The organism is Pantoea sp. X-Soil-MYKO-1289 (assembly GCF_059730625.1).
Genome location: NZ_AP036004.1, coordinates 1,390,720 through 1,410,867, shown reverse-complemented (window position 1 = coordinate 1,410,867; position 20,148 = coordinate 1,390,720). Strand labels below are relative to the sequence as shown.

The 20,148-nt window shown below is 58.2% G+C and carries 19 protein-coding genes; 7 read left to right on the top strand and 12 right to left on the bottom strand.

Annotated features, from left to right (window positions below; genetic code table 11):
- Positions 1–181: 181 nt before the first annotated feature.
- The 8 genes from AC6I7Z_RS06745 to mntR all read right to left on the bottom strand — a co-directional run bounded on the left by AC6I7Z_RS06745 (position 182) and on the right by mntR (position 10,515).
- Positions 182–1,774 (bottom strand): ABC-F family ATPase, encoded by a 1,593-nt coding sequence (locus AC6I7Z_RS06745; RefSeq protein ID WP_033751423.1) that lies wholly within the window; start codon positions 1,772–1,774, stop codon positions 182–184.
- 175 nt (positions 1,775–1,949) lie between these two features.
- Complete coding sequence (locus tag AC6I7Z_RS06740; RefSeq protein ID WP_033751426.1) at positions 1,950–2,351, bottom strand: H-NS family histone-like protein; 402 nt, start codon at positions 2,349–2,351, stop codon at positions 1,950–1,952.
- A gap of 425 nt (positions 2,352–2,776) precedes the next feature.
- A complete protein-coding gene (locus AC6I7Z_RS06735) occupies positions 2,777–4,261 on the bottom strand; it encodes a sugar porter family MFS transporter (RefSeq protein WP_497813610.1) in 1,485 nt (494 codons plus the stop codon).
- A gap of 277 nt (positions 4,262–4,538) precedes the next feature.
- Positions 4,539–6,074 (bottom strand): efflux transporter outer membrane subunit, encoded by a 1,536-nt coding sequence (locus tag AC6I7Z_RS06730; protein ID WP_497813609.1) that lies wholly within the window; start codon positions 6,072–6,074, stop codon positions 4,539–4,541.
- 1 nt (position 6,075) lies between these two features.
- Complete coding sequence (locus AC6I7Z_RS06725; RefSeq protein ID WP_497813608.1) at positions 6,076–7,644, bottom strand: DHA2 family efflux MFS transporter permease subunit; 1,569 nt, start codon at positions 7,642–7,644, stop codon at positions 6,076–6,078.
- Positions 7,641–8,780: an HlyD family secretion protein gene (locus AC6I7Z_RS06720; RefSeq protein ID WP_497813607.1), complete on the bottom strand. Its 1,140-nt coding sequence runs from the start codon at positions 8,778–8,780 to the stop codon at positions 7,641–7,643. Before AC6I7Z_RS06720 ends, AC6I7Z_RS06725 begins: the two co-directional genes overlap by 4 nt.
- Positions 8,781–8,926: 146 nt before the next feature.
- Complete coding sequence (locus tag AC6I7Z_RS06715; RefSeq protein WP_497813606.1) at positions 8,927–10,036, bottom strand: SLC13 family permease; 1,110 nt, start codon at positions 10,034–10,036, stop codon at positions 8,927–8,929.
- Positions 10,037–10,053: 17 nt separating this feature from the next.
- On the bottom strand, positions 10,054–10,515 hold the full coding sequence (gene mntR, locus AC6I7Z_RS06710) for a manganese-binding transcriptional regulator MntR (RefSeq protein ID WP_033789194.1): 462 nt from the start codon (positions 10,513–10,515) through the stop codon (positions 10,054–10,056).
- Between the two features lie 266 nt (positions 10,516–10,781).
- Between mntR and AC6I7Z_RS06705 the strand changes: the two genes are divergently transcribed.
- Entirely contained in the window at positions 10,782–10,976 is a 195-nt protein-coding gene (locus tag AC6I7Z_RS06705; protein ID WP_497813605.1) for a hypothetical protein, read from the top strand.
- Positions 10,977–11,162: 186 nt separating this feature from the next.
- Here the strand turns inward: AC6I7Z_RS06705 and ompX are convergent, their stop codons facing one another.
- A complete protein-coding gene (gene ompX / locus AC6I7Z_RS06700; RefSeq protein ID WP_033751446.1) occupies positions 11,163–11,675 on the bottom strand; it encodes an outer membrane protein OmpX in 513 nt (170 codons plus the stop codon).
- Positions 11,676–12,050: 375 nt separating this feature from the next.
- Between ompX and rhtA the strand changes: the two genes are divergently transcribed.
- From rhtA to glnQ, 5 genes are all read left to right on the top strand, one after another.
- Positions 12,051–12,962, top strand: a complete 912-nt coding sequence (rhtA, locus tag AC6I7Z_RS06695; protein ID WP_497813604.1) for a threonine/homoserine exporter RhtA — start codon at positions 12,051–12,053, stop codon at positions 12,960–12,962.
- A gap of 327 nt (positions 12,963–13,289) precedes the next feature.
- Positions 13,290–13,793 carry a DNA starvation/stationary phase protection protein Dps gene (gene dps, locus AC6I7Z_RS06690; protein ID WP_033751449.1) on the top strand — a complete coding sequence of 168 codons (504 nt, stop codon included), beginning with the start codon at positions 13,290–13,292 and terminating at the stop codon, positions 13,791–13,793.
- Positions 13,794–14,115: 322 nt separating this feature from the next.
- Positions 14,116–14,862 carry a glutamine ABC transporter substrate-binding protein GlnH gene (gene glnH / locus AC6I7Z_RS06685; RefSeq protein WP_033751452.1) on the top strand — a complete coding sequence of 249 codons (747 nt, stop codon included), beginning with the start codon at positions 14,116–14,118 and terminating at the stop codon, positions 14,860–14,862.
- 74 nt (positions 14,863–14,936) lie between these two features.
- A complete protein-coding gene (gene glnP, locus AC6I7Z_RS06680) occupies positions 14,937–15,596 on the top strand; it encodes a glutamine ABC transporter permease GlnP (RefSeq protein WP_497813603.1) in 660 nt (219 codons plus the stop codon).
- Positions 15,593–16,315 (top strand): glutamine ABC transporter ATP-binding protein GlnQ, encoded by a 723-nt coding sequence (glnQ, locus tag AC6I7Z_RS06675; RefSeq protein ID WP_497813602.1) that lies wholly within the window; start codon positions 15,593–15,595, stop codon positions 16,313–16,315. The genes glnP and glnQ overlap by 4 nt, the downstream gene beginning before the upstream one ends.
- A gap of 75 nt (positions 16,316–16,390) precedes the next feature.
- On the opposite strand, the gene rlmF is transcribed toward glnQ, so the two are convergent.
- Complete coding sequence (gene rlmF / locus AC6I7Z_RS06670) at positions 16,391–17,311, bottom strand: 23S rRNA (adenine(1618)-N(6))-methyltransferase RlmF (protein ID WP_497813601.1); 921 nt, start codon at positions 17,309–17,311, stop codon at positions 16,391–16,393.
- A 141-nt stretch (positions 17,312–17,452) separates the two neighbouring features.
- Here rlmF and AC6I7Z_RS06665 point away from each other — a divergent pair, with 141 nt between their 5' ends.
- On the top strand, positions 17,453–18,085 hold the full coding sequence (locus AC6I7Z_RS06665) for a flavin reductase family protein (protein ID WP_497813600.1): 633 nt from the start codon (positions 17,453–17,455) through the stop codon (positions 18,083–18,085).
- Between the two features lie 17 nt (positions 18,086–18,102).
- Here AC6I7Z_RS06665 and hutG read toward each other — a convergent pair whose 3' ends face one another.
- Entirely contained in the window at positions 18,103–18,894 is a 792-nt protein-coding gene (hutG, locus tag AC6I7Z_RS06660; RefSeq protein WP_497813599.1) for an N-formylglutamate deformylase, read from the bottom strand.
- The gene (hutI, locus tag AC6I7Z_RS06655) at positions 18,891–20,108 is read right to left on the bottom strand and encodes an imidazolonepropionase (protein WP_497813598.1); all 1,218 of its coding nucleotides are present in this window, start codon (positions 20,106–20,108) and stop codon (positions 18,891–18,893) included. Before hutI ends, hutG begins: the two co-directional genes overlap by 4 nt.
- Positions 20,109–20,148 lie beyond the last annotated feature (40 nt).

The window sequence follows — 20,148 nt, the reverse complement described above, 5'->3', positions numbered from 1 at the left end:
CGTTTTAAACAACGCAGCGCGTTGGCCCGTTTACGGGCGCATCTCAGGGATGAGGTGCGTATCCGCGCGGGACGAGCGGCATGGATGCTTAAGCGACTTTGCGATCGGGCCATGCCACCTGCGTTCGCGCCCGAGCTAACCGCCATGGGGTAACTCTCGCTACCCCACATAGTCTGTTGAATCAGTAAATACCCTGACTGCGCAGATAGTCTTCGTAGGTGCCGGTAAAGTCCACCACGCGGTCCTCTTTGATCTCCAGCACGCGCGTCGCCAGCGAGCTGACGAATTCACGGTCGTGCGAAACGAAGATCAGCGTGCCTTCATACATCTCCAGCGCCATATTCAGCGACTCGATCGACTCCATATCCAGGTGGTTGGTCGGTTCGTCCATAATCAGGATATTAGGTTTCTGCATCATCAGCTTGCCGAACAGCATGCGCCCCTTTTCCCCGCCCGACAGCACCTTCGCCGGCTTTTTGATGTCGTCGTGGCTGAACAGCAGACGCCCCAGAATGCTGCGCACCGCCTGCTCGTCATCCCCTTCCTGCTTCCACTGGCTCATCCAGTCGAAGACGCTAAGGTCGTCGGCGAAGTCGGCGGCGTGATCCTGCGCGTAATAGCCAATGCGCGCATTCTCCGACCATTTAACGCTGCCGCTGTCTGGCTCAAGTTCGCCCACCAGCGTTTTCAGCAGCGTGGATTTACCGATACCGTTGGCGCCGATAACCGCCAGCTTCTCGCCCACTTCAAGCAGCAGATTGAGATTTTTAAACAGCGGACCGTTATCAAAACCTTTAGTAAGCGCTTCGACTTCCAGCGCATTACGGAACAGCTTCTTGTCTTGTTCAAAACGAATAAACGGGTTTTGACGGCTGGACGCTTTAACTTCATCCAGCTTGATTTTATCAATTTGTTTCGCGCGCGACGTCGCCTGCCGCGATTTAGAGGCGTTGGCGCTAAAGCGGCTGACGAAAGACTGCAGCTCGGCAATCTGCGCTTTTTTCTTGGCGTTGTCTGCTAATAAACGTTCGCGCGACTGGGTAGCCGCCGTCATATACTCGTCATAGTTGCCTGGATATACGCGTAATTCGCCGTAATCGAGATCCGCCATATGCGTACAAACCATATTCAGGAAGTGACGGTCGTGCGAAATGATGATCATGGTGCTTTCACGCTCGTTCAGCACCTGCTCCAGCCAGCGGATAGTATCAATATCCAGGTTGTTGGTTGGTTCGTCCAGTAACAAAATATCAGGATTTGAAAATAACGCCTGCGCCAGCAGCACACGTAATTTCCAGCCCGGCGCAATTTCGCTCATCGGGCCATAATGCTGTTCAACCGGGATGCCTACGCCGAGTAATAACTCGCCAGCGCGCGATTCGGCGCTGTAGCCATCCATTTCGCCGTAAAGCGCTTCAAGGTCCGCGACTTTATAGCCTTCCTCTTCGCTCATTTCCGGCAAAGCATATATGCGGTCGCGCTCCTGCTTTACTTCCCACAATTCATGGTGACCCATGATGACGGTGTCCAGCACGCTATATTGTTCAAACGCGAACTGATCCTGTCTTAACTTGCCGATGCGCTCGTTGGGATCGTAAGAGACATTACCGCCGGTGGGCGCCAGATCGCCGCCGAGGATTTTCATAAAGGTGGATTTACCGCTGCCGTTTGCACCGATTAAACCGTAACGATTACCGCCGCCAAATTTTACGGAGATATTTTCGAACAGTGGCTTGCTGCCAAACTGCATGGTGATATTGCTGCTTACTAACACGGCATTGACCTTTATGGCTGAGTGAGGGGAAAAACGGCGGCCATTATGCCAGACATCGCCTTACGCATGCCAGCACCGGACGTGCCGCATGAGGCAAGCCGCTGGCAGTGGGGGAAAAATAAAAAGCCGGTGGCTGTTCAGGCCACCGGCTCCCACTTGCAAGGATTGGGTAAATTTAGCCGATCAGGAAATCGTCAAGGCTTTTGCCGGAATCGAGCGCCTTTTTAATTGCCGCTGGGGTACGGCCCTGGCCGGTCCAGGATTTTACTTCGCCGTTCTCGTCGGTATAAGAATACTTGGCGGGACGCGGCGCGCGCTTGGCGCGTTTTTTACCGGTTTCCAGCGCGCCCAGTAATTCGTTCGGGTCGATACCGTCAGCCAGCAGCATTTCGCGATATTTAGAGAGCTTTTCTTCTTTTTCGCGGTTTTGCGCTTCTTCAGCTTCCACTTCTTCACGACGTTCTGTGACGACGACGGTTAATTTCTCCAGAATTTCTTCCAGATCGCTCAATGGCAGTTCGCGTGCCTGAGCACGTAATGTGCGAATGTTGTTCAGAACTTTAAATGCGTCACTCATTATACTGTCCTTGACTAAGGGGGTTAATAAAACTGTAGCGACAAGATTACCCAATTCAAATAAAAAAATAAATTAATTTTCTACTCCAGAAAATTCCGAAGCGCGCAGGTAAATTTTTGTAGCAGACACTTAAGGGAATTCTCACGGTGTTATTAACGGTGAATTAACAGTACACGTCTGGATAAAAGCGCAAGACTGAAATCGTTTTCATTGATGGTTGAAGGGTTTAATAGCCTCTGGCCTGAGGAAAAAGGGGATATAACGTGCTTTTCAGATGATATTTTACAAATAGTGTCTGCGGCATCATCCAGCACGCTCGCGTGGAGATTAAGCCTAAGCGAGCATGAAAAGGTTAATCTTCGGCACGAATGGATAAAAAAAAGCCGGCACGCGCGCCGGCTCAAAATCAAATTGATAACCTTTTATTATGATGTTTTATTTGCCGGCCGTCTTAGGGGTTCGCGCACAAACTCATCGTCGCGCGAGAGGGTTTCATGCAGATAGTGTTCAATCTGCTCCAGGCTACGATTACGCGTTTCCGGTACGCACTTAATGACAAATATCGCGCCCGCAATACCCACCAGCGCAAAGATAAAGAAAGCGCCTGCCAGACCGACGCTCGCCAGCAGCACCGGAAACATTAGCGAAATAAGGAAATTGGCGATCCACATAGCGAATACCGCGCCGCCCATAAAAATACCGCGCAGACGCGTTGGGAATATTTCCGACAGCAGCAGCCAGGTCACCGGCGATAACGCGCCCTGCTGAAAACTTAAAAACAGCAGCATGCCGAACAGCACCATATAGCTGCGCCACATATCAGGCTGCCCATTAACGGTTTCCGGCATAAACAGCGTCACCGCGCCGATAAACACCAGGCATGCGGTACAGCCGAACTGACCAATCATGGTCAGCGTGCGCCGCCCCATTTTTCCCAGCAGCCAGATGCCGACAAAGGTCATCAACACCGAGATAGCGCCGTTGGCGATGGTGGCGAACAGCGCCGCGCTGTCATCCATGCCGACCGCTTTCAGCATGGTCGGCGCGTAATACATAATGGTGTTGACGCCCGTCAGCTGCTGAATAACCGCAATACCCATACCGATCAAAAAGAGCTTAAACAGCCAGGGTTTGCGCAGCTCGCTCAGCCGCGGGCGCTGCTGCTGCTCTTCCGTCAGCGTCTCTTCTATTTCCGTCAGCTCCCAGTCGACGTCCTGCCGCGCGCGGGTTCGCTCCAGCACCCGGCGCGCATCGGCCAGACGCCCTTTCATCGCGTACCAGCGCGGCGTATCCGGCATAAACATCATGCCGAAGAAAAGCAGAACCGCCGGCAGCGTCGCTACCGCCAGCATCCAGCGCCAGGTGGTTTCGCCGCCCCACGCGGCGTTGAAACCGGCATTGGAGATATAGGCCAGCATCTGGCCGGAGACAATCATCAGCTCCTGCAGCGTCACTAGCTGGCCGCGTCGGTTCGCCGGCGCGATTTCCGCGATATAGACCGGCACGGTGGCCGCCGCGCCGCCGACGGCGACGCCCAGCACCAGACGGAAGAAAATCATCCAGCCCACATCCGGCGCCATTGAGGTGCCCAGGGCGCCCATAGCGAAGATCACGGCTAAAACCAGAATAATTTTTTTCCGTCCGGCCGCTGCCGCGAAATGGCCGGAGAGCAGCGCGCCAAAGGCCGCGCCGAACAGCAGGCTGCTGGTCACCAGCCCGGTGGTGAATGGCGTCAGATGGAGTTCCGGGCCCATAAACAGCAGCGCACCCGAGATCACGCCGGTGTCGTAGCCAAACAGCAGCCCGCCAAGCGTAGCGACCACGGCGATGACTTTAACAAAAGGTTCGGTACGGGCATTGCTGTTCGGCCCTGAGGCTTTATTCAGCGTAAGGTAGGATTCTCTGGACATCTTTTCTCCCGATGGTGTGCAGGTGTCCAGTGAAAATAGATTATTTTTATCGCATATATAAATTATGAAATATTAGTTTTGCGTGGTGAATCATAGGCTCCACTTATTTTTGCTTAACCGATCACATTTATGCTCCAAAAGCCTTTACCTGGCCCCCTTAATCGCGCCGTAGATAAAACCCAGTGAGGCGATAAAAGGAAATTTTTATTTCATTAGCAGCGGCGCGGCTGCGGGAACTGGCTGCGACAGCTGCCGCAGCCGTAAGCCGGGAAAAGGGCTAGCTGGCGCTGGCGGCCGGGCCGAAAACGTCGAACTGCGGCAGCGTAACGTTCTGGTAAGTTTCCCAGCCGCCGCCCAGCGCTTTATAGAGCGCCACCAAATCGAGCGCGCTCTGCATGCGCGCCTGGGTCGCCTGCTCCTGCGCCTGCGCCAGCTGACGCTGCGCGTCCAGCACCTCGATAAAGGTCGAGATGCCCTGACGATAGCTGTCGCTGGCCAGATCAAAGGCACGCTGCAGCGACCCTGTGGTTTCATCCAGCGCCGTGACCCGTGCCTGATCGGCGCGATAGCTCACCAGCGCGTTTTCCACGTCCTGCAGCGCGGTGAGCACCGTCTGACGATAGTCGAGCGCCGCGCTCGCCTGCTGGGCGCGCGCCAGCTTCACGCTGGAGACCAGACGGCCGCCCTGAAAAATGGGAATCGACAGCGAGGGGCCGACGGAATAGAAGTGGCTGCTCCAGTTATCGAGATAGCTGACGTCGGTATTGCGCACCCCGAGCTGGCCGGTAAGCGACAGGCTGGGAAAGAGCTGCGCCACCGACACGCCGATATTCGCCGTCTGCGCGTGCAGCGTCGCCTCCGCCTGGCGGATATCGGGACGGCGCCGCGCCAGCGTGGCGGGAATGCCGACCGGCACAATCTGCGGCAAGGCGGGCATCGCTTTGGGGGTAAAGAGCTCGTTATCCAGCGCGCCGGGGGTTTTGCCCAGCAGCACCGCCAGCCCGTTCATCGCCTGGCGCGCCTGCGACTGATACTGCGGCAGCTGCGCCTGCAGCGAACTGAGCTGCGCGCGCGCATTCTCCACATCGGTAAGCGGCGCCAGGCCGTTGCGCTGCTGGCTCTGCGTCAGCTCCCAGCTCTGCTGCGCCACGGCAATCTGCTGCTCCAGCGTGGCGACCGTCGCCTGCGCGCCGCGCAGCTGCAGGTAAGCGCGCGCCACCTCGGCTTCCAGCGAGACCAGCGCGTCGTTGCGCTGCTCGATAGCTGCCTGGGTTTGCGCATCGGCCAGCTCGACCTGACGGCGCACTTTGCCCCAGAGATCCAGCTCCCAGCTGGCGTCGAAGCTGCCCTGGTAGAGCGTCACCGGCTGCTCCAGGCTGCTGAGCTGGCTGGCGGTTTCGCTGTCCAGCTGGTCGGTGGCGCCGTTCGCTTTCAGCAGGCCTTCCAGACCCAGCTGTTGACGCGTCACTTTCGCGCTGCCGTTCAGGCTGGGAAAGAGGCCGCCGCGCGCCTGCGCCAGCTCCTGCCGCGCGCCCGCGATGCGCAGCACCGCCTGCTGCAGCGTCAGGTTGCCCTCGACGGCGCGGTCAATCAGGCTGTTGAGCTGCGGGTCGTTAAAGGTTTGCCACCAGCGCGCATTGACGGCGCCCGGCGCGGTTTTCGACGCCTGCTGCGCGTCCATCAGGTGATAGCCGCCGGGCAGCTGCGGCTTCGGCGCCTCGTAATCGGGGCCGACGGCGCAGCCCGCCAGCCAGAGCGCCAGCGTCAGCATGCTGAGCGGTCTCGCCAGCGAGCATGTAGAGATAACCTTCATGTCAGTGTGCTCCTGCGCTGCCTTCGCTCTTAATCGGCGACAGCAGCCAACAAAATGGAATCAAGATCAGGGCGACGATGCTCAGGCCCGTAAAGACATCGATGTACGCCAGAATGCGCGACTGCGCCACCATCTCCTGATAGAGCTGACCGGCCGCCAGCGTGGCGGGATCGCCCACCGCCGAGGTAAAGTCGCGGATCGCCTGCGCCCAGTGCTGCAGGGTGATATTGAACTGCTCGTTCAGCGGCGTCATGTTGTGCACCATATGCGCCGAACGCACCTGCTCGCGCTCGGTGATCGCCGCGGTCGAGAGCGAGATGCCGATGGAGCCCGCCACGTTACGGAACATGGTAAACAGCGCCGAGGCGTCGGCGTTGAGGCGCTGCGGAATAGTAATGAACGCGATGGTGGTCAGCGGCACAAACAGAAAGCCCAGCCCGATAGACTGCGCGCTGCGCATCAGCACCAGCGTTTTAAAATCGACATCCGGCGTCAGGGTCGAGGAGTACATAAACGCCAGCGCCAGGCAGGTAAAGCCGAAGGCGATGATGTAACGCGTCTGCACGCGCGGCATCAGGGCGAGCACCAGCGGGATGGTGAGCACAATCAGCACCGCGCCCGGCGACAGCACCAGCCCCGACCAGGTCGCGGTGTAGCCAAGATCCTGCTGCGCCAGCTGCGGCAGCACGACGGAGCTGCCGTAAAGGATCATCGCCATGCCCGCCATCAGCAGCCCGGAGACCCAGAAGTTGCGGTCTTTCATCACCAGAATATCCACCACCGGCTTACGGGCATACATCAGCCAGTAGACGGCGCCGACGATGCCGACCAGCGCCAGGGTGGCGAACAGCACGATAAAGTGCGAGGCGAACCAGTCTTCATCTTCGCCGCGATCGAGAAAGACCTGCAGGCAGCCCAGCCCCAGCGTAATCAACCCGATGCCGATATAGTCGATCTTCAGCCGCCCTTTCGCCCACTTGCGCTCCCAGGGCGGATCTTCCAGCAGCTGGTAGATCGCCAGCACCGTCAGAATGCCGACCGGAATGTTAATAAAGAAGACCCAGCGCCAGCTGTAGTTATCGGTGATCCAGCCGCCCAGCGTCGGCCCGATCACGGGCGCGACGATAATGGCGATAGAGGAGAGACCGAACGCCTTGCCGCGATCTTCCGGCTTAAAGTAGTCGAGCAGTACCGACTGCTGCACCGGCTGCAGGCCGCCGCCGAAAAAGCCCTGCAGCACGCGGAACAGGATGATTTGCCACAGCTCGGTGGCGATACCGCACAGGAACGAGCAGACGGTGAACATCACGATGCAGATCAGGAAAAACTGCTTGCGGCCGAAGAGTCGGCTGAAAAAAGCGGAGATCGGCAGCACGATGCCGTTCGCCACCAGATAAGAGGTCAGCACCCAGGTGGATTCGTCATAGCTGGAAGAGAGCGAACCGGCAATATGGGGCAGCGCCACGTTAACGATGGTGGTGTCCAGAATCTCCATAAACACCGCCAGCGTGACGGTTATCGCCACCAGCCAGGGATTGCTGGAGGGTTGCCAGCTCTGCGCCTGACTCATTCCACGGTGACCTTAGGTTCTACCGACAGGCCGAGCGGCAGCGGATGGTTGGGATCCAGCCCTTTGTCGATAACGATTTTCACCGGGACGCGCTGGACGATCTTCACGTAGTTGCCGGTAGCGTTCTCCGCCGGGAAAGTAGAAAAGCGCGAACCTGAGCCCATCTGAATGCTGTCGACGTGCCCTTCCAGCGCCATATCGGGCCAGGCGTCGACGCTGATCGCCACTTTATCGCCTGGATTCATACGCGCCAGCTGCGACTCTTTAAAATTGGCGGTGATCCAGATATCGGGCGACACCAGCGAAAACAGCGAACTGCCCGCCTGCACCAGGGTGCCGAGCTGCACGTTGCGTTTGGTGACGAAGCCGTCGTAGGGCGCGCGCACCTGGGTATAGGAGAGATTCAGCTCGGCGGTATTCAACTGCGCCTGCGCCTGCGCCACCTGCTGCTGTCGCGCTTCTACGTTGGTTTCCTGCTGGCGAATTTGCAGCGCGACCTGCGAGGCGACTTCCACCTGCGCTTTGGCGCTCTGCAGCTGGGCCTGGGCCGAACGCAGCTGCGCGGCGGCGGTATCGATATTGCGCTGGCTGGTGGCGCGCGGATCGACGCCGCGCTGACGACGGTAGTCCGCTTCGGCGTTCAGCAGGTTGGCCTGGGCTTTCGCCTGATCGGCCAGCGCCTGGTCGCGCTGTGCCGGATACTGCACCTTCGACAGCGCCAGCTGCGCCTGCGCCTGATGCAGCTGCGCCTGCGCCAGACCCAGCTGCGCTTTGGCCTGATCGCGCTGAGCCAGGGTATCGCGCGGGTCGATCTCCACCAGCAGATCGCCTTTCCTTACGCGCTGGTTATCTTTAACCAGCAGCTTCACCACGTAGCCGGAGGCTTTGGGCGCGATGGTGACCGCGTCGCCTTCGGTAAAGGCATCGTCGGTGGTCTCTTCATTACGCGTGCTGAACCAGAACCAGAAGCCGACGATCAGCATGATCACCACCACTACGGCGAGAATAATCAGCGGTTTTTTGCCGGGTCTTTTACGTTCAGGCTCATCGTTGTTCTGGTCAGACTGCTCACCGGATGGATCCTGCTTTTTCTCCGCATCATCCTGATGAGATTCGCCTTTTTCATTCTCGCTCATAGTCAGTTCCGCATCGCTAACGCCCTAATTCCAGGGCATAAAAGGTCAGATAAACAGTAGATGGTAAACTGACATTTTCCAGCGTTTCTTGACCTTTCCCGACAAAAGAGGCACAACCTGCAACATTTTTTTAAGCGCAGCGGAAGTCAGGGCAGCAGGCGCAGCAGCAGCCAGCCGCTCAGCATCGACCAGGCGAGCATGGGTATAGAGAAGAGATGGAACTGCCACCAGACGGCGCGGTCTTTCGCCATGCGCAGCGCGATCAGGTTGGCGAGGGATCCGGGCAACAGGCCGAAGCCGCCGATATTCACCGCCCAGGCGAGTACGTCGGAAGGCGGGATCTTCTGCAGCAGCAGAATGGTGGCGGGCACGTTGCTGATAACCTGCGACAGGCCGATCGCCAGCAGATAAATCGCGCCGTCGCTGAAGTGCGACACGGCGTCGAAGTGACGCTGCACCACGGGCAGATGGGTAAGCAGGTAGACGTCGATAAACATGGCGATAAACACCGCCAGCAGGCTCCAGTCGATGGCGAGCAGCACCTTCCGCGCCATGACCAGATAGCAGCCCATAATCAGCAGCAGCGCCCAGCCGGTCATCTGCCACTCCAGCGCGGCGACGAACAGCAGATAGAGCAGTACGCTAACGGCGAACAGCGGTTTCTGCCAGGCGCGCGTCTCGTCGCTCTCCTGTTTTTGAATATCGCGCGGCTTAAAGCTGAACCACGTCAGCGCCAGCAGCGTCACCAGCAGCCAGACCGCCAGCGGCGTCATTTGCCCGATGAATCCCGCCACGCTGAGCTTGCCGTGACTCCACAGCAGGATGTTTTGCGGATTGCCCACCGGCGTCAGCAGCGATCCGGCATTGACCGCCAGCGCTTCAAAGATAATCAGTCGCGACAGCGGCAGGCGCGAATATTTACGCAGCGTCAGGGTCAGCGGCACCAGAATAAACAGCGCTACGTCGTTGGTCAGAAAAGTAGAGAGCAGCGCGGCGGCCAGCACCATAAAAAGCGCCAGCGCGCGTTCATGGCGGAAGCGGCCAATCAGGCGCGCCCCGAGCACGTCGAAGTAGCCGCTGGTCTCTAGCCCTTTGGTTAACAGCAGCAGCCCCGTCAGCGTGACGATGGTGTGCCAGTCGACGGCGCCGGGCAGATCCGCCCAGCGGAAATTCGCCAGCAGCAGCAACACTGCGCCGAACGCTAACAGCAAATGCAGAATACGATCATGCAAAAAAGGGCGCAGCACGGTGAGCATGGTAGCGAGTCCGGTGATTAGTGACGGCTTTCGTAAAACTTCTGGAAGACGGCGAGCGTTTCATCGCTGACGTGATGCTCGATGCCTTCGGAATCGCGACGCGCGGTTTCCGGGCTGATGCCCAGCGCAAGCAGAAAGGTTTCGACGATATGATGGCGGGCGCGACTCTCCGCCGCCAGCTTCTCGCCCTCGCCGGTCAGAAAGACGCCGCGATAGGGAACCTGCTCCACCAGCCCAGCGCTGCTGAGGCGTTTCAACATTTTGGCGACGGTAGGCTGCGAAACACCCAGGCGCGCCGCCATATCGACCTGACGCGCTTCGCCGAATTCACCGATTAAATCTGAGATCAACTCAACGTAGTCATCGATCAGTTCGCGACGATGCGCTTCGCGAACCTGTCGAAATCCTTCGACATGCTCTTCAACATCTTTCAGGGGTCCAGGCGACGCGGACGCCCCACTTTTGGCACGACGACTCATTCAGCTTCCTCTTTATTATTCTCCGCGCCCGCGCAGCGAGACGGATTTGCTGCGCTCATTGTAAACCAGGCACAAAGAAGCTCAAATTTTTCGTAAATAGCATTGGCTACAGGGTATAGCCAGTGCTATATTTGTTGATATTGTAGGCAAACGCGCAGACAATCAGGAGACGATCGTGCAGGATCCTTATCTGTTATTAGCGCTTTTTCTCCTGTATATCGCCGGCCTTTGCCTGCTGCTACGACGTTACTGATTGGGAGGTCGATATGAGCACCCTGAAATGCTGCCTTGACTGCGGCAAATGCGTCCAGACTGAAAAACCGGTTTCATCCGCAACGCTGAAATCCTGGCTTTGCCTGCTGAGCCGCTCCCCGTTTTCGCTTCGACTGATGCTGGTTGAAAAGCTGCTGGGCGAAAAACGCGGCAATCGCAACTGCCCAAATCTTATCTGGCGCGGCTAACGCGCAACCTTTCTTATGCAGCCTCTGCTCTTTGCCTGGGCTGCTCTGCTGTTCGCCCCTCTTTTAGCGCCATTTCCCCTCTTTTGCGAAGCGTTCGCGCCGATCCGACAATGGGACGCGCTAAAAAAAGAGATAAAAAAAACGGCCGCAAAGGGCCGTTTTTTATGCAACTGGTCTAAGCAAAACTTAGAAGCTGTAACCTACGCCAGCAATCCAGGTGCCTACGTCAACGTTACGGATACGGCTCTGCTCGTAACCTACGTCGATAGCGAACTGCTGGTACGGGTTGAACTGCAGACCGGCACCGTAGGAGAAGCCTACGTCGCTGGAATCAGAGTTAGAACGGAAAGTGGTTTCGTTCTGCTGGAATTTACCGTAGCCGATACCTACCACGCCGTAGATGCTCGCCCAGTCGTTCAGACGGTAAGCAGGACCTGCGGTGAAACCGTAGTACTGGCCTTTGTTGTACACGCCAGAATCAGTGCGATCTTTTTCGGTGTAGGTGAAAGAACCGATCCAACCCAGCGGGTTAGAGCCGTCTTCATAACGGTATTTCAGGTTGAAACCGTTAGCTTTGTTAGCCACGCCCTGATAGTCGGACTGAGCGTAACCGCCGGTGACTGTGCTCTGCGCCATTGCGGAACCCGCAGAAACTGCCAGAACACAAGCCAGTGCTGAAAGACATGCAATTTTTTTCATAACCACCTCAAATGTGATAATACTTCTCTCCTGACAACGCTGAAAATATAACAAAACTTAGCAAGAAACTCTGCCCGCAAATTATTGTCTAACAGAATGTTTGGTGTAACAGAAAGTTAATGAAGCTTCCTATGCTATTCATTTTACTTATAATTTCCGTCATCAAACTGCAATGAATTTTTTGCGATAAAAATTGTCCTTTAAGTTAAATCCTAAAAAAACCTGACATTTCTTTACGCTACTGGCCCTGAAATTGCCTGAATTTCGCTCAGCCAGGAGCGGACAGGCTGGATTGCCTCCTCCGCTTTTGCCCGTGGTTCGATTAAACTGAGCCTCTCATTGCCTCTCAGTTGACCATCAGGACGCGCTTACAGGATGTCATTTTCTCTCTCAGGTAAAACTTCTGCCCCGGCCTTCTCGGTCGCCGTGCTGCTGATAGCGATGCTATCGCTGCAGGGCGGCGCCTCTCTGGCTAAATCGCTCTTCCCCACGGTAGGCGCCACCGGCATTACCGCGTTGCGTCTCGGACTCGGCACGCTGATGCTGTGCGTAATCTTCAAACCCTGGCGGCTGCGTTTTACCCGCGAACAACGTCTGCCGCTGTTGCTGTACGGGCTGGCGCTGGGCTGTATGAACTTTCTTTTTTACCTGTCGCTGCGCACCGTGCCGCTCGGCGTCGCGGTGGCGCTGGAGTTTACCGGTCCGCTGACGCTGGCGCTGCTGGGCACGCGCCGCCTGCTCGATTTGATCTGGGTGGTGCTGGCGGTGGCCGGACTCTGGTTTCTGCTGCCGTTCGGCGACAGTATGAAAGCCATCGACCCGCTGGGCGCGGCGCTGGCGGTGGGCGCGGGCGCCTGCTGGGCGCTCTATATTCTGGCGGGTCCGCGCGCTGGCGCGCAGCACGGCCCGGCGACCGTGGCAATGGGCTCGTTAATCGCTTCCGTGATTTTCGTGCCGCTGGGGCTGACGTTCGCCGAGCCCGGCATCTGGCACTGGAGCGTCATTCCTGTCGCGCTGCTGGTCGCCCTGCTCTCCAGCGCCATCCCCTACGCGCTGGAAATGGTGGCGCTGACGCGGCTGCCAGCGCGTATTTTCGGCACGCTGATGAGCCTCGAACCGGCGGTAGCGGCGCTGTCGGGCATTTTGTTCCTGGGTGAAACGCTGTCGCTGACGCAGAGCCTGGGTCTGCTGGCGATCATTCTGGCGTCGGCAGGCGCGACGCTGACGCTCAAGCCTAAAAATAACGCGCTTAAAGAAGTGGAAATAACCCCGCCGCCGGCGCAATAACATATTCCGCCTGCGTATAACGCAGGTGGATAATATTTCACCGCTTCAGGCGCCTTTATTTTATTAATTGATAAACATTCTTATTATAATTCTGAAACATACTGTTTAAATCCCGGCCATAAAAACCATATAAATTATTGATAATAAAAACATTTATTTATATTAATGTAACCGGCATCTCTTTTAGCTGTTATTGCCGCCTACGCTTTATCCGTAAATGCTATCTATTTCAGCCATCGATAAGCTCAATCCTGCAAACACGCGAATGGCTGCTATACTTATTCCCGTGCTTGATTAGGACAACCCATCAAAGAGAGGATTCATACGATGAGTACCGCAAAACTGGTTAAAACGAACGCTTCCGATCTGCTTTACACCCGTAACGATGTGGCTGATGACGAGAAAAAAGCCACCATTGAGGTGCTCAACCGTCTGGTAGTGGAATTTATCGATCTGTCGCTGATCACCAAGCAGGCGCACTGGAATATGCGCGGCTCCAACTTTATCGGCGTACATGAAATGCTGGACGGTTTCCGTACCACCATTACCGATCACCAGGACACCATTGCTGAACGTGTCGTGCAGTTAGGCGGCGTGGCGCTGGGTACGACTCAGGTCGTTAACGACAGAACGCCTCTGCAGAGCTATCCGCTGAACATTCACAGCGTGCAGGACCATCTGAAAGCGCTGGCCGATCGCTACGCCATCGTTGCGAACGATACCCGTAAAGCGATTTCTGAAGTGAAAGATGAAGACACCGCAGATATCTTTACCGCGGCATCGCGCGATCTGGATAAATTCCTGTGGTTTATCGAATCCAATATCGAATAAGTGCAACTGCACTCATCAGGCGGGGAAACCCGCCTTTTTTATGCCCGCTTAACAGTAAACTCCCCTTTTTTTGACCTCTATAACATTTCTGAACGCCTCTCCTTCCCACGCCGAATGCCGCATGCAAAGGTGCATTGCACCAGAATAATCTTATGCACCATTTTGGTGATCGATTTTGGTGCAAAAGTTTTTACCTGTGCAAAATCGTGTCAGCTTTCTGATTTAACCCTTTGATTGTGGTAAAAATGAAAAGTTGGCATAATTTTTTCATATGGTAAGCCGTAAACACCGCCTTCAGGCCGGGATGTAATAAGGAAAAATGATGAAGTCACTGTTTAAAGTCTCTGTGGCCGCGCTGGCGCTGGCCTTCTCACTCTCTTCCACCGCAGCAGAAAAAAAACTGATCGTTGCCACCGATACCGCGTTCGTTCCTTTTGAATTCAAACAGGGCGATAAGTATGTCGGCTTCGACGTCGACCTGTGGGACGCCATCGCTAAAGAGCTGAAGCTGGACTATACCCTTAAGCCGATGGACTTTAGCGGCATTATCCCTGCCCTGCAGACGCGCAATATCGACCTGGCGCTGGCGGGCATCACCATTACCGACGAGCGTAAAAAAGCGATCGAGTTTTCTGACGGCTACTACAAGAGCGGTCTGCTGGTGATGGTTCGCAATAACGAAAACGACATCAAAGGTATTGACGACCTCAACGGTAAAGTGGTTGCGGTGAAGAGCGGCACCGGTTCGGTGGATTACGCGAAAGCGCATATCAAAACCAAAGATCTGCGTCAGTTCCCGAATATCGACAACGCCTATATGGAGCTGGGCACCAACCGCGCCGACGCGGTGCTGCACGACACGCCGAACATCCTTTACTTTATCAACACCGCAGGCAAAGGCCGCTTTAAAGCGGTAGGCGACTCTATCGAGGCGCAGCAGTACGGCGTGGCGTTCCCGAAAGGCAGCGACGAACTGCGTGAGAAAGTAAACGGCGCGCTGAAGACCCTGAAAGAGAACGGCACCTATAACCAGATCTACAAAAAATGGTTCGGCAGCGAACCTAAATAATAATTTTTTTGTTTCAATTTTGAGCAGGGACGCGTGCCCTGCTTTTTCCATCGCAACATAACTGGAGTCACACCATGGAGTTTGACTGGAGCGTCATCTGGCCCGCGATGCCGGCGCTGATCGAAGGCACGAAAATGACCCTGCTGATCTCGGTGCTCGGCCTGGTCGGCGGACTGATCATCGGCCTGGTCGCCGGCTTCGCCCGCGCCTACGGCGGCTGGATCGCCAACAATCTCGCGCTAGTTTTTATTGAGATCATCCGCGGCACCCCTATCGTGGTGCAGGTCATGTTTATCTACTTCGCGCTGCCGATGGCCTTCCCCGATCTGCGCATCGATCCCTTCACCGCGGCGGTGGTGACCATTATGATCAACTCCGGCGCCTATATCGCCGAGATCACGCGCGGCGCGGTGCTGTCGATCAATAAAGGCTTCCGCGAAGCGGGCCTGGCGCTGGGGCTGTCGCGTCGCGAAACCCTGCGCTACGTTATTATGCCGCTGGCGCTGCGCCGTATGCTGCCGCCGCTCGGCAACCAGTGGATCGTCAGCATCAAAGATACCTCGCTGTTTATCGTTATCGGCATGGCGGAGCTGACGCGTCAGGGTCAGGAGATCATCGCCGGCAACTTCCGCGCGCTGGAGATCTGGAGCGCCGTGGCGATTATCTACCTTGTGATTACGCTGGTGTTGAGCTTTGTGCTGCGCCGCATCGAGAAAAGGATGAAAATCCTGTGATTGAATTTAAAAACGTTTCCAAGAGCTTCGGCACCACCCAGGTGCTGCACGATATCAACCTGAAGATTAATCAGGGCGAGGTGGTGGTGATTATCGGGCCGTCCGGCTCCGGCAAATCGACGCTGCTGCGCTGCATCAACAAGCTGGAAGAGATCACTAGCGGCGATCTGATCGTCGACGGTCTCAAGGTCAACGATCCCAAAGTAGACGAGCGCCTGATCCGTCAGGAAGCGGGCATGGTGTTCCAGCAGTTTCATCTGTTCCCGCAGATGAGCGCGCTGGACAACGTGGCGTTCGGGCCGATTCGCGTGCGCGGCGCAAAGAAAGAGGATGCGCATGCGCTGGCGCGCCAGCTGCTGGCGAAGGTCGGCCTGGCCGAGCGCGCGCACCACTTTCCTTCCGAGCTTTCCGGCGGCCAGCAGCAGCGCGTCGCTATCGCCCGCGCGCTGGCGGTAAAGCCGAAGCTGATGCTGTTCGACGAGCCGACCTCCGCGCTGGATCCCGAACTGCGTCACGAGGTGCTGAAGGTGATGCAGGATCTGGCGGAGGAAGGCATGACTATGGTGATCGTCACCCATGAAGTCGGCTTTGCGCAGAAAGTCGCGTCGCGCCTGATCTTTATCGATAAAGGCACTATCGCGGAAGATGGCGATCCCGATGCGCTGATTACCCAGCCGCCGAGCGATCGCCTGCGCGAGTTCCTGCAGCACGTTTCCTGAGTTTCCGGGCCGACATCAGTCGGCCCGTCGCTTTATCCCTTTGCAACAGGCGGGCGGCATGGCCCGCTCGCAAGGCTATTTCGCCAGCCGCTGCGCGCGCGTTGCCGCGGGCATAAAGCTCCAGGCGAGAAAACGGCTCTGCTTCTGCCCCTGCGCCATATTCACCACCCGCACCTCCGCCGCGTCGAGCGCCTGCAGCTGTTTTTCCAGCGCGGGCAGGTTCTCGCGGCGCGACACCAGCGAGGTGAACCAGACGCACTGGCGCGCCAGCGCCGCGCTCTCGGCGATCATCTTGCCGACGAACGCTTTTTCGCCGCCTTCGCACCATAGCTCGTTATGCTGACCGCCGAAGTTGAGCGGCGTCGCGCTCTCCAGCTTCAGATTGCGCGTTTTACGCTGCGAGGCGCCTGCCGCTTCCGCCGCCGAGGCGTGGAACGGCGGGTTGCAAATCACCGCGTGGAAAAATTCATTTTTGTTCACCACGCCCGCCAGCACCGCCTGCGGATCTTTCTGTCGACGCAGGCGAATCGCGCGCTGTAAGCCAGGATTGGCCGACACGATACGACTGGCCGCCTTCAGCGCCGCCTCGTCGATATCGGTGCCGGTAAAGCGCCAGCCATACTCCGCCTGGCCGATCAGCGGATAGATGCAGTTCGCGCCGCAGCCGATATCCAGAATATCCGCCTGCGGGATGGCGCCGCGATTGTCCAGCGCCAGCAGATCGGCCAGATAGTGCAGGTAATCGGCGCGGCCCGGCACCGGCGGACAGAGCGCGCCGGGCGCCAGCTGCCACTCGATGCCGTAAAAAAGCTTCAGCAGCGCCTGATTGAGCAGCATCACCGCCTCCGCGTCGGCAAAATCGATCGACTGCGCGCCGTAGCCGTTGGGCCGCACTTTGGCCGCCAGCGGCGGATGCGCGGCGGTCAAGGCGGCAAAGTCATATTCGCCCTGATGGCGGTTGCGGGCGTGGAATAAATTACTGGCTGGCTTGTTCATGGCGTCTCCCGTTTTGCAGGCGCGTACAATACGCCGCAGCGCCGGGAAAATAAAGCCGCACAATCCGCTTACACATTTCTTCCCGATGCAGCCGATGCTGTAGCGCTAAGATATTGTTAACACTTCGCTACGGGATAAAAGATGACGCATAAACGCTACTCCTACCAGCCGCGCGCCGGCCACGGCCTGCCGCACGACCCGCTGAACGCCATTATCGGGCCGCGCCCGATCGGCTGGATCAGTTCGATTTCCGCGGCGGGCCAGCGCAACCTGGCGCCCTACAGCTTCTTCAACTGCTTTAACTATCATCCGCCGATCATCGGCTTCGCCAGCAGCGGCTGGAAAGACAGCGTGCGCAATATCAGCGAAAGCAAAGAGTTCGTCTGGAATCTGGCGACGCGCTCGCTGGCGGAAGCGATGAACGAGAGTTCGGCATCGGTGCCGCCGGAACAGGATGAGTTCGCGCTGGCGGGCGTCACGCCGCTGGCCGCCTCGCAGGTGAAGGCGAGCCTGGTGGCGGAAAGCCCGGTGAACTTCGAATGTCGCCTGACGCAGCTGATCCAGCTGCAGGATGCGCAGGGCAATCCGATCGACAGCTGGCTGGTGCTGGGCGAAGCGATCGCCATTCATATCGACGAGTCGCTGCTGGACGAGGGGATTTACCAGACGGCGCGCGCGCAGCCTATTCTGCGCGCCGGCGGGCCGAGCGCCTATTACGGCATCAGCGAAAACGAGCGCTTCGACCTGATGCGGCCGGACGCGCGCCGCCGCTAAGCGCGGCGCGCCGCCCGTTACCGGCTCTTGCCGCGCGCGATAAAACTGTGCATCAGCGGCTTCAGCACCTTTTGCAGCGCTGAAGCCCGCTCCTGCCGCCAGGCGAACGGCGGCGTCTCCTCCATATAGTTCCGCTGCGCCAGCTCCAGCTGCACCGCCTCGACCTGCTCTTCCGGCTGACCATAGGCGCGCGTAATGTAGCCCCCCTTAAAGCGTCCGTTCACCACCCAACTGTAGTCGCTCTGCGCCGCGCAGACCGCTTCCAGCCCCTGCGTCACCTCGGGGCGACAGCTTTTGCCGTCGTTGGTGCCGATATTGAGATCCGGCAGACGCCCCTCAAAGAGACGCGGGATGACGCTGGCGATAGAGTGGGCGTCAAACAGCAGCGCGTAGCCGTGTTGCGCCTTCAGGCGCGCCAGCTCCTGCTGGATCTGCTGATGATAGGGCTGCCAGATATCGCGGAGATAGCCTTCGCGCTGCGCCGCAGAGGGCGTTTTGCCTGGCGCGAAGGTCGGCGAGCCGTCGAACAGGGTTTCTGGAAAGAGGCCGGTGGTGGCCGTGGCGTAGAGCGGCTGATTGTCCGGCGGACGATTCAGGTCGATAACGAACCGCGAATAGCGGCCGATCAGCACGCTGGCGCCCAGATCGCGCACAAAATCGAACAGCAGCGGAATATGCCAGTCGGTGTCGGGCAGGCCGCGCGCCGCCTCGCTCAGCCCCGCTTCCACCTCTGGCGTAAGCTGCGTGCCGGCGTGAGGAATGCTGACCAGCAGCGGCAGGCTGCCCGGCGTAAAGTCGAAAGATGTCATTGCGCTTCTCCGCGATAGATAACGGTACAGGGCAGCTCGCCGCCCAGCCAGTAAACCAGTTCCGCCGGACGCGCCAGCGGCCAGTGAACGAAGTTCGCCATTTTGCCCGCCTCCAGCGAGCCGTGCGTCTGCTGCAGCCCCAGCGCCTTCGCGCCCCAGAGCGTAACGCCCGCCAGCGCCTCTTCCGGCGTCATACCGAACAGCGTGCAGCCCATATTGAGCATCAGGCGCAGCGACAGCGCAGGCGAAGTGCCGGGATTGGCGTCGCTGGCCAGCGCCATAGGCACGCCGTGCTGGCGAAACAGCGCCACCGGCGGCCGTTGGGTTTCGCGCAGCAGATAGAAGGCGCCGGGCAGCAGCACCGCCACCGTGCCCCGCTCGCCCATCGCCCGCGCGTCCTCTTCGGTAGCGTATTCGAGATGGTCGGCGGAGAGCGCGCCGTAGCCCGCCGCCAGCCGCGCGCCGCCCAGCGAAGAGAGCTGCTCGGCGTGCAGCTTCACCGGCAGCCCAAGCTCCACGGCCTTATCGAACACGCGCGCCACCTGCGCCGGAGAAAAAGCCAGATGCTCGCAGAAGGCGTCCACCGCGTCCGCCAGCCCGTTGGCTTTCACCTGCGGCAGAATGCGCTGGCAAATCAGATCGACCCAGCCGTCGGGATCCTGTTTGAATTCCGGCGGAAAGGCGTGCGCCGCCAGGCAGGTCGCCAGCACGTCGACGGGCGCGCTCTCGCCTAACTGGCGGATGGCGCTCAGCATGCGCAGCTCGCTCGCCTCATCCAGCCCATAGCCCGATTTAATCTCTACCGTGGTGACCCCTTCCGCCAGCAGTCGGTCGAGCCGCCAGCGCGCCGACGCCACCAGCGACGCCTCGCTGGCTTCGCGCGTCGCGCGCACCGTCGAGAGAATACCGCCGCCCTGCGCGGCGATCTCGGCGTAGCTGACGCCGTTGAGGCGCTGCTCGAACTCTGCGCTGCGGTCGCCGCCGAACACCAGATGGGTATGACAGTCAATCAGGCCTGGCGTCACAATGCCGCCGTCGAAGCGGTGCTGCTGACGCGGCGTAAAATCGGGCATCTCTGCGCGCGGCCCTACCCACACTATCCTGTCGCCTGTGACCGCCAGCGCGCCATCCTCGATGATGTGATATTTGCCTTCGCGCATGGTGACCAGATCGGCCCCCAGCCACAGGCTGTCGATCGCTTTGCTTTCCGCCATTGCGCTTTCTCCCGTTGCGGACGATTTACTCCGCCTTTTA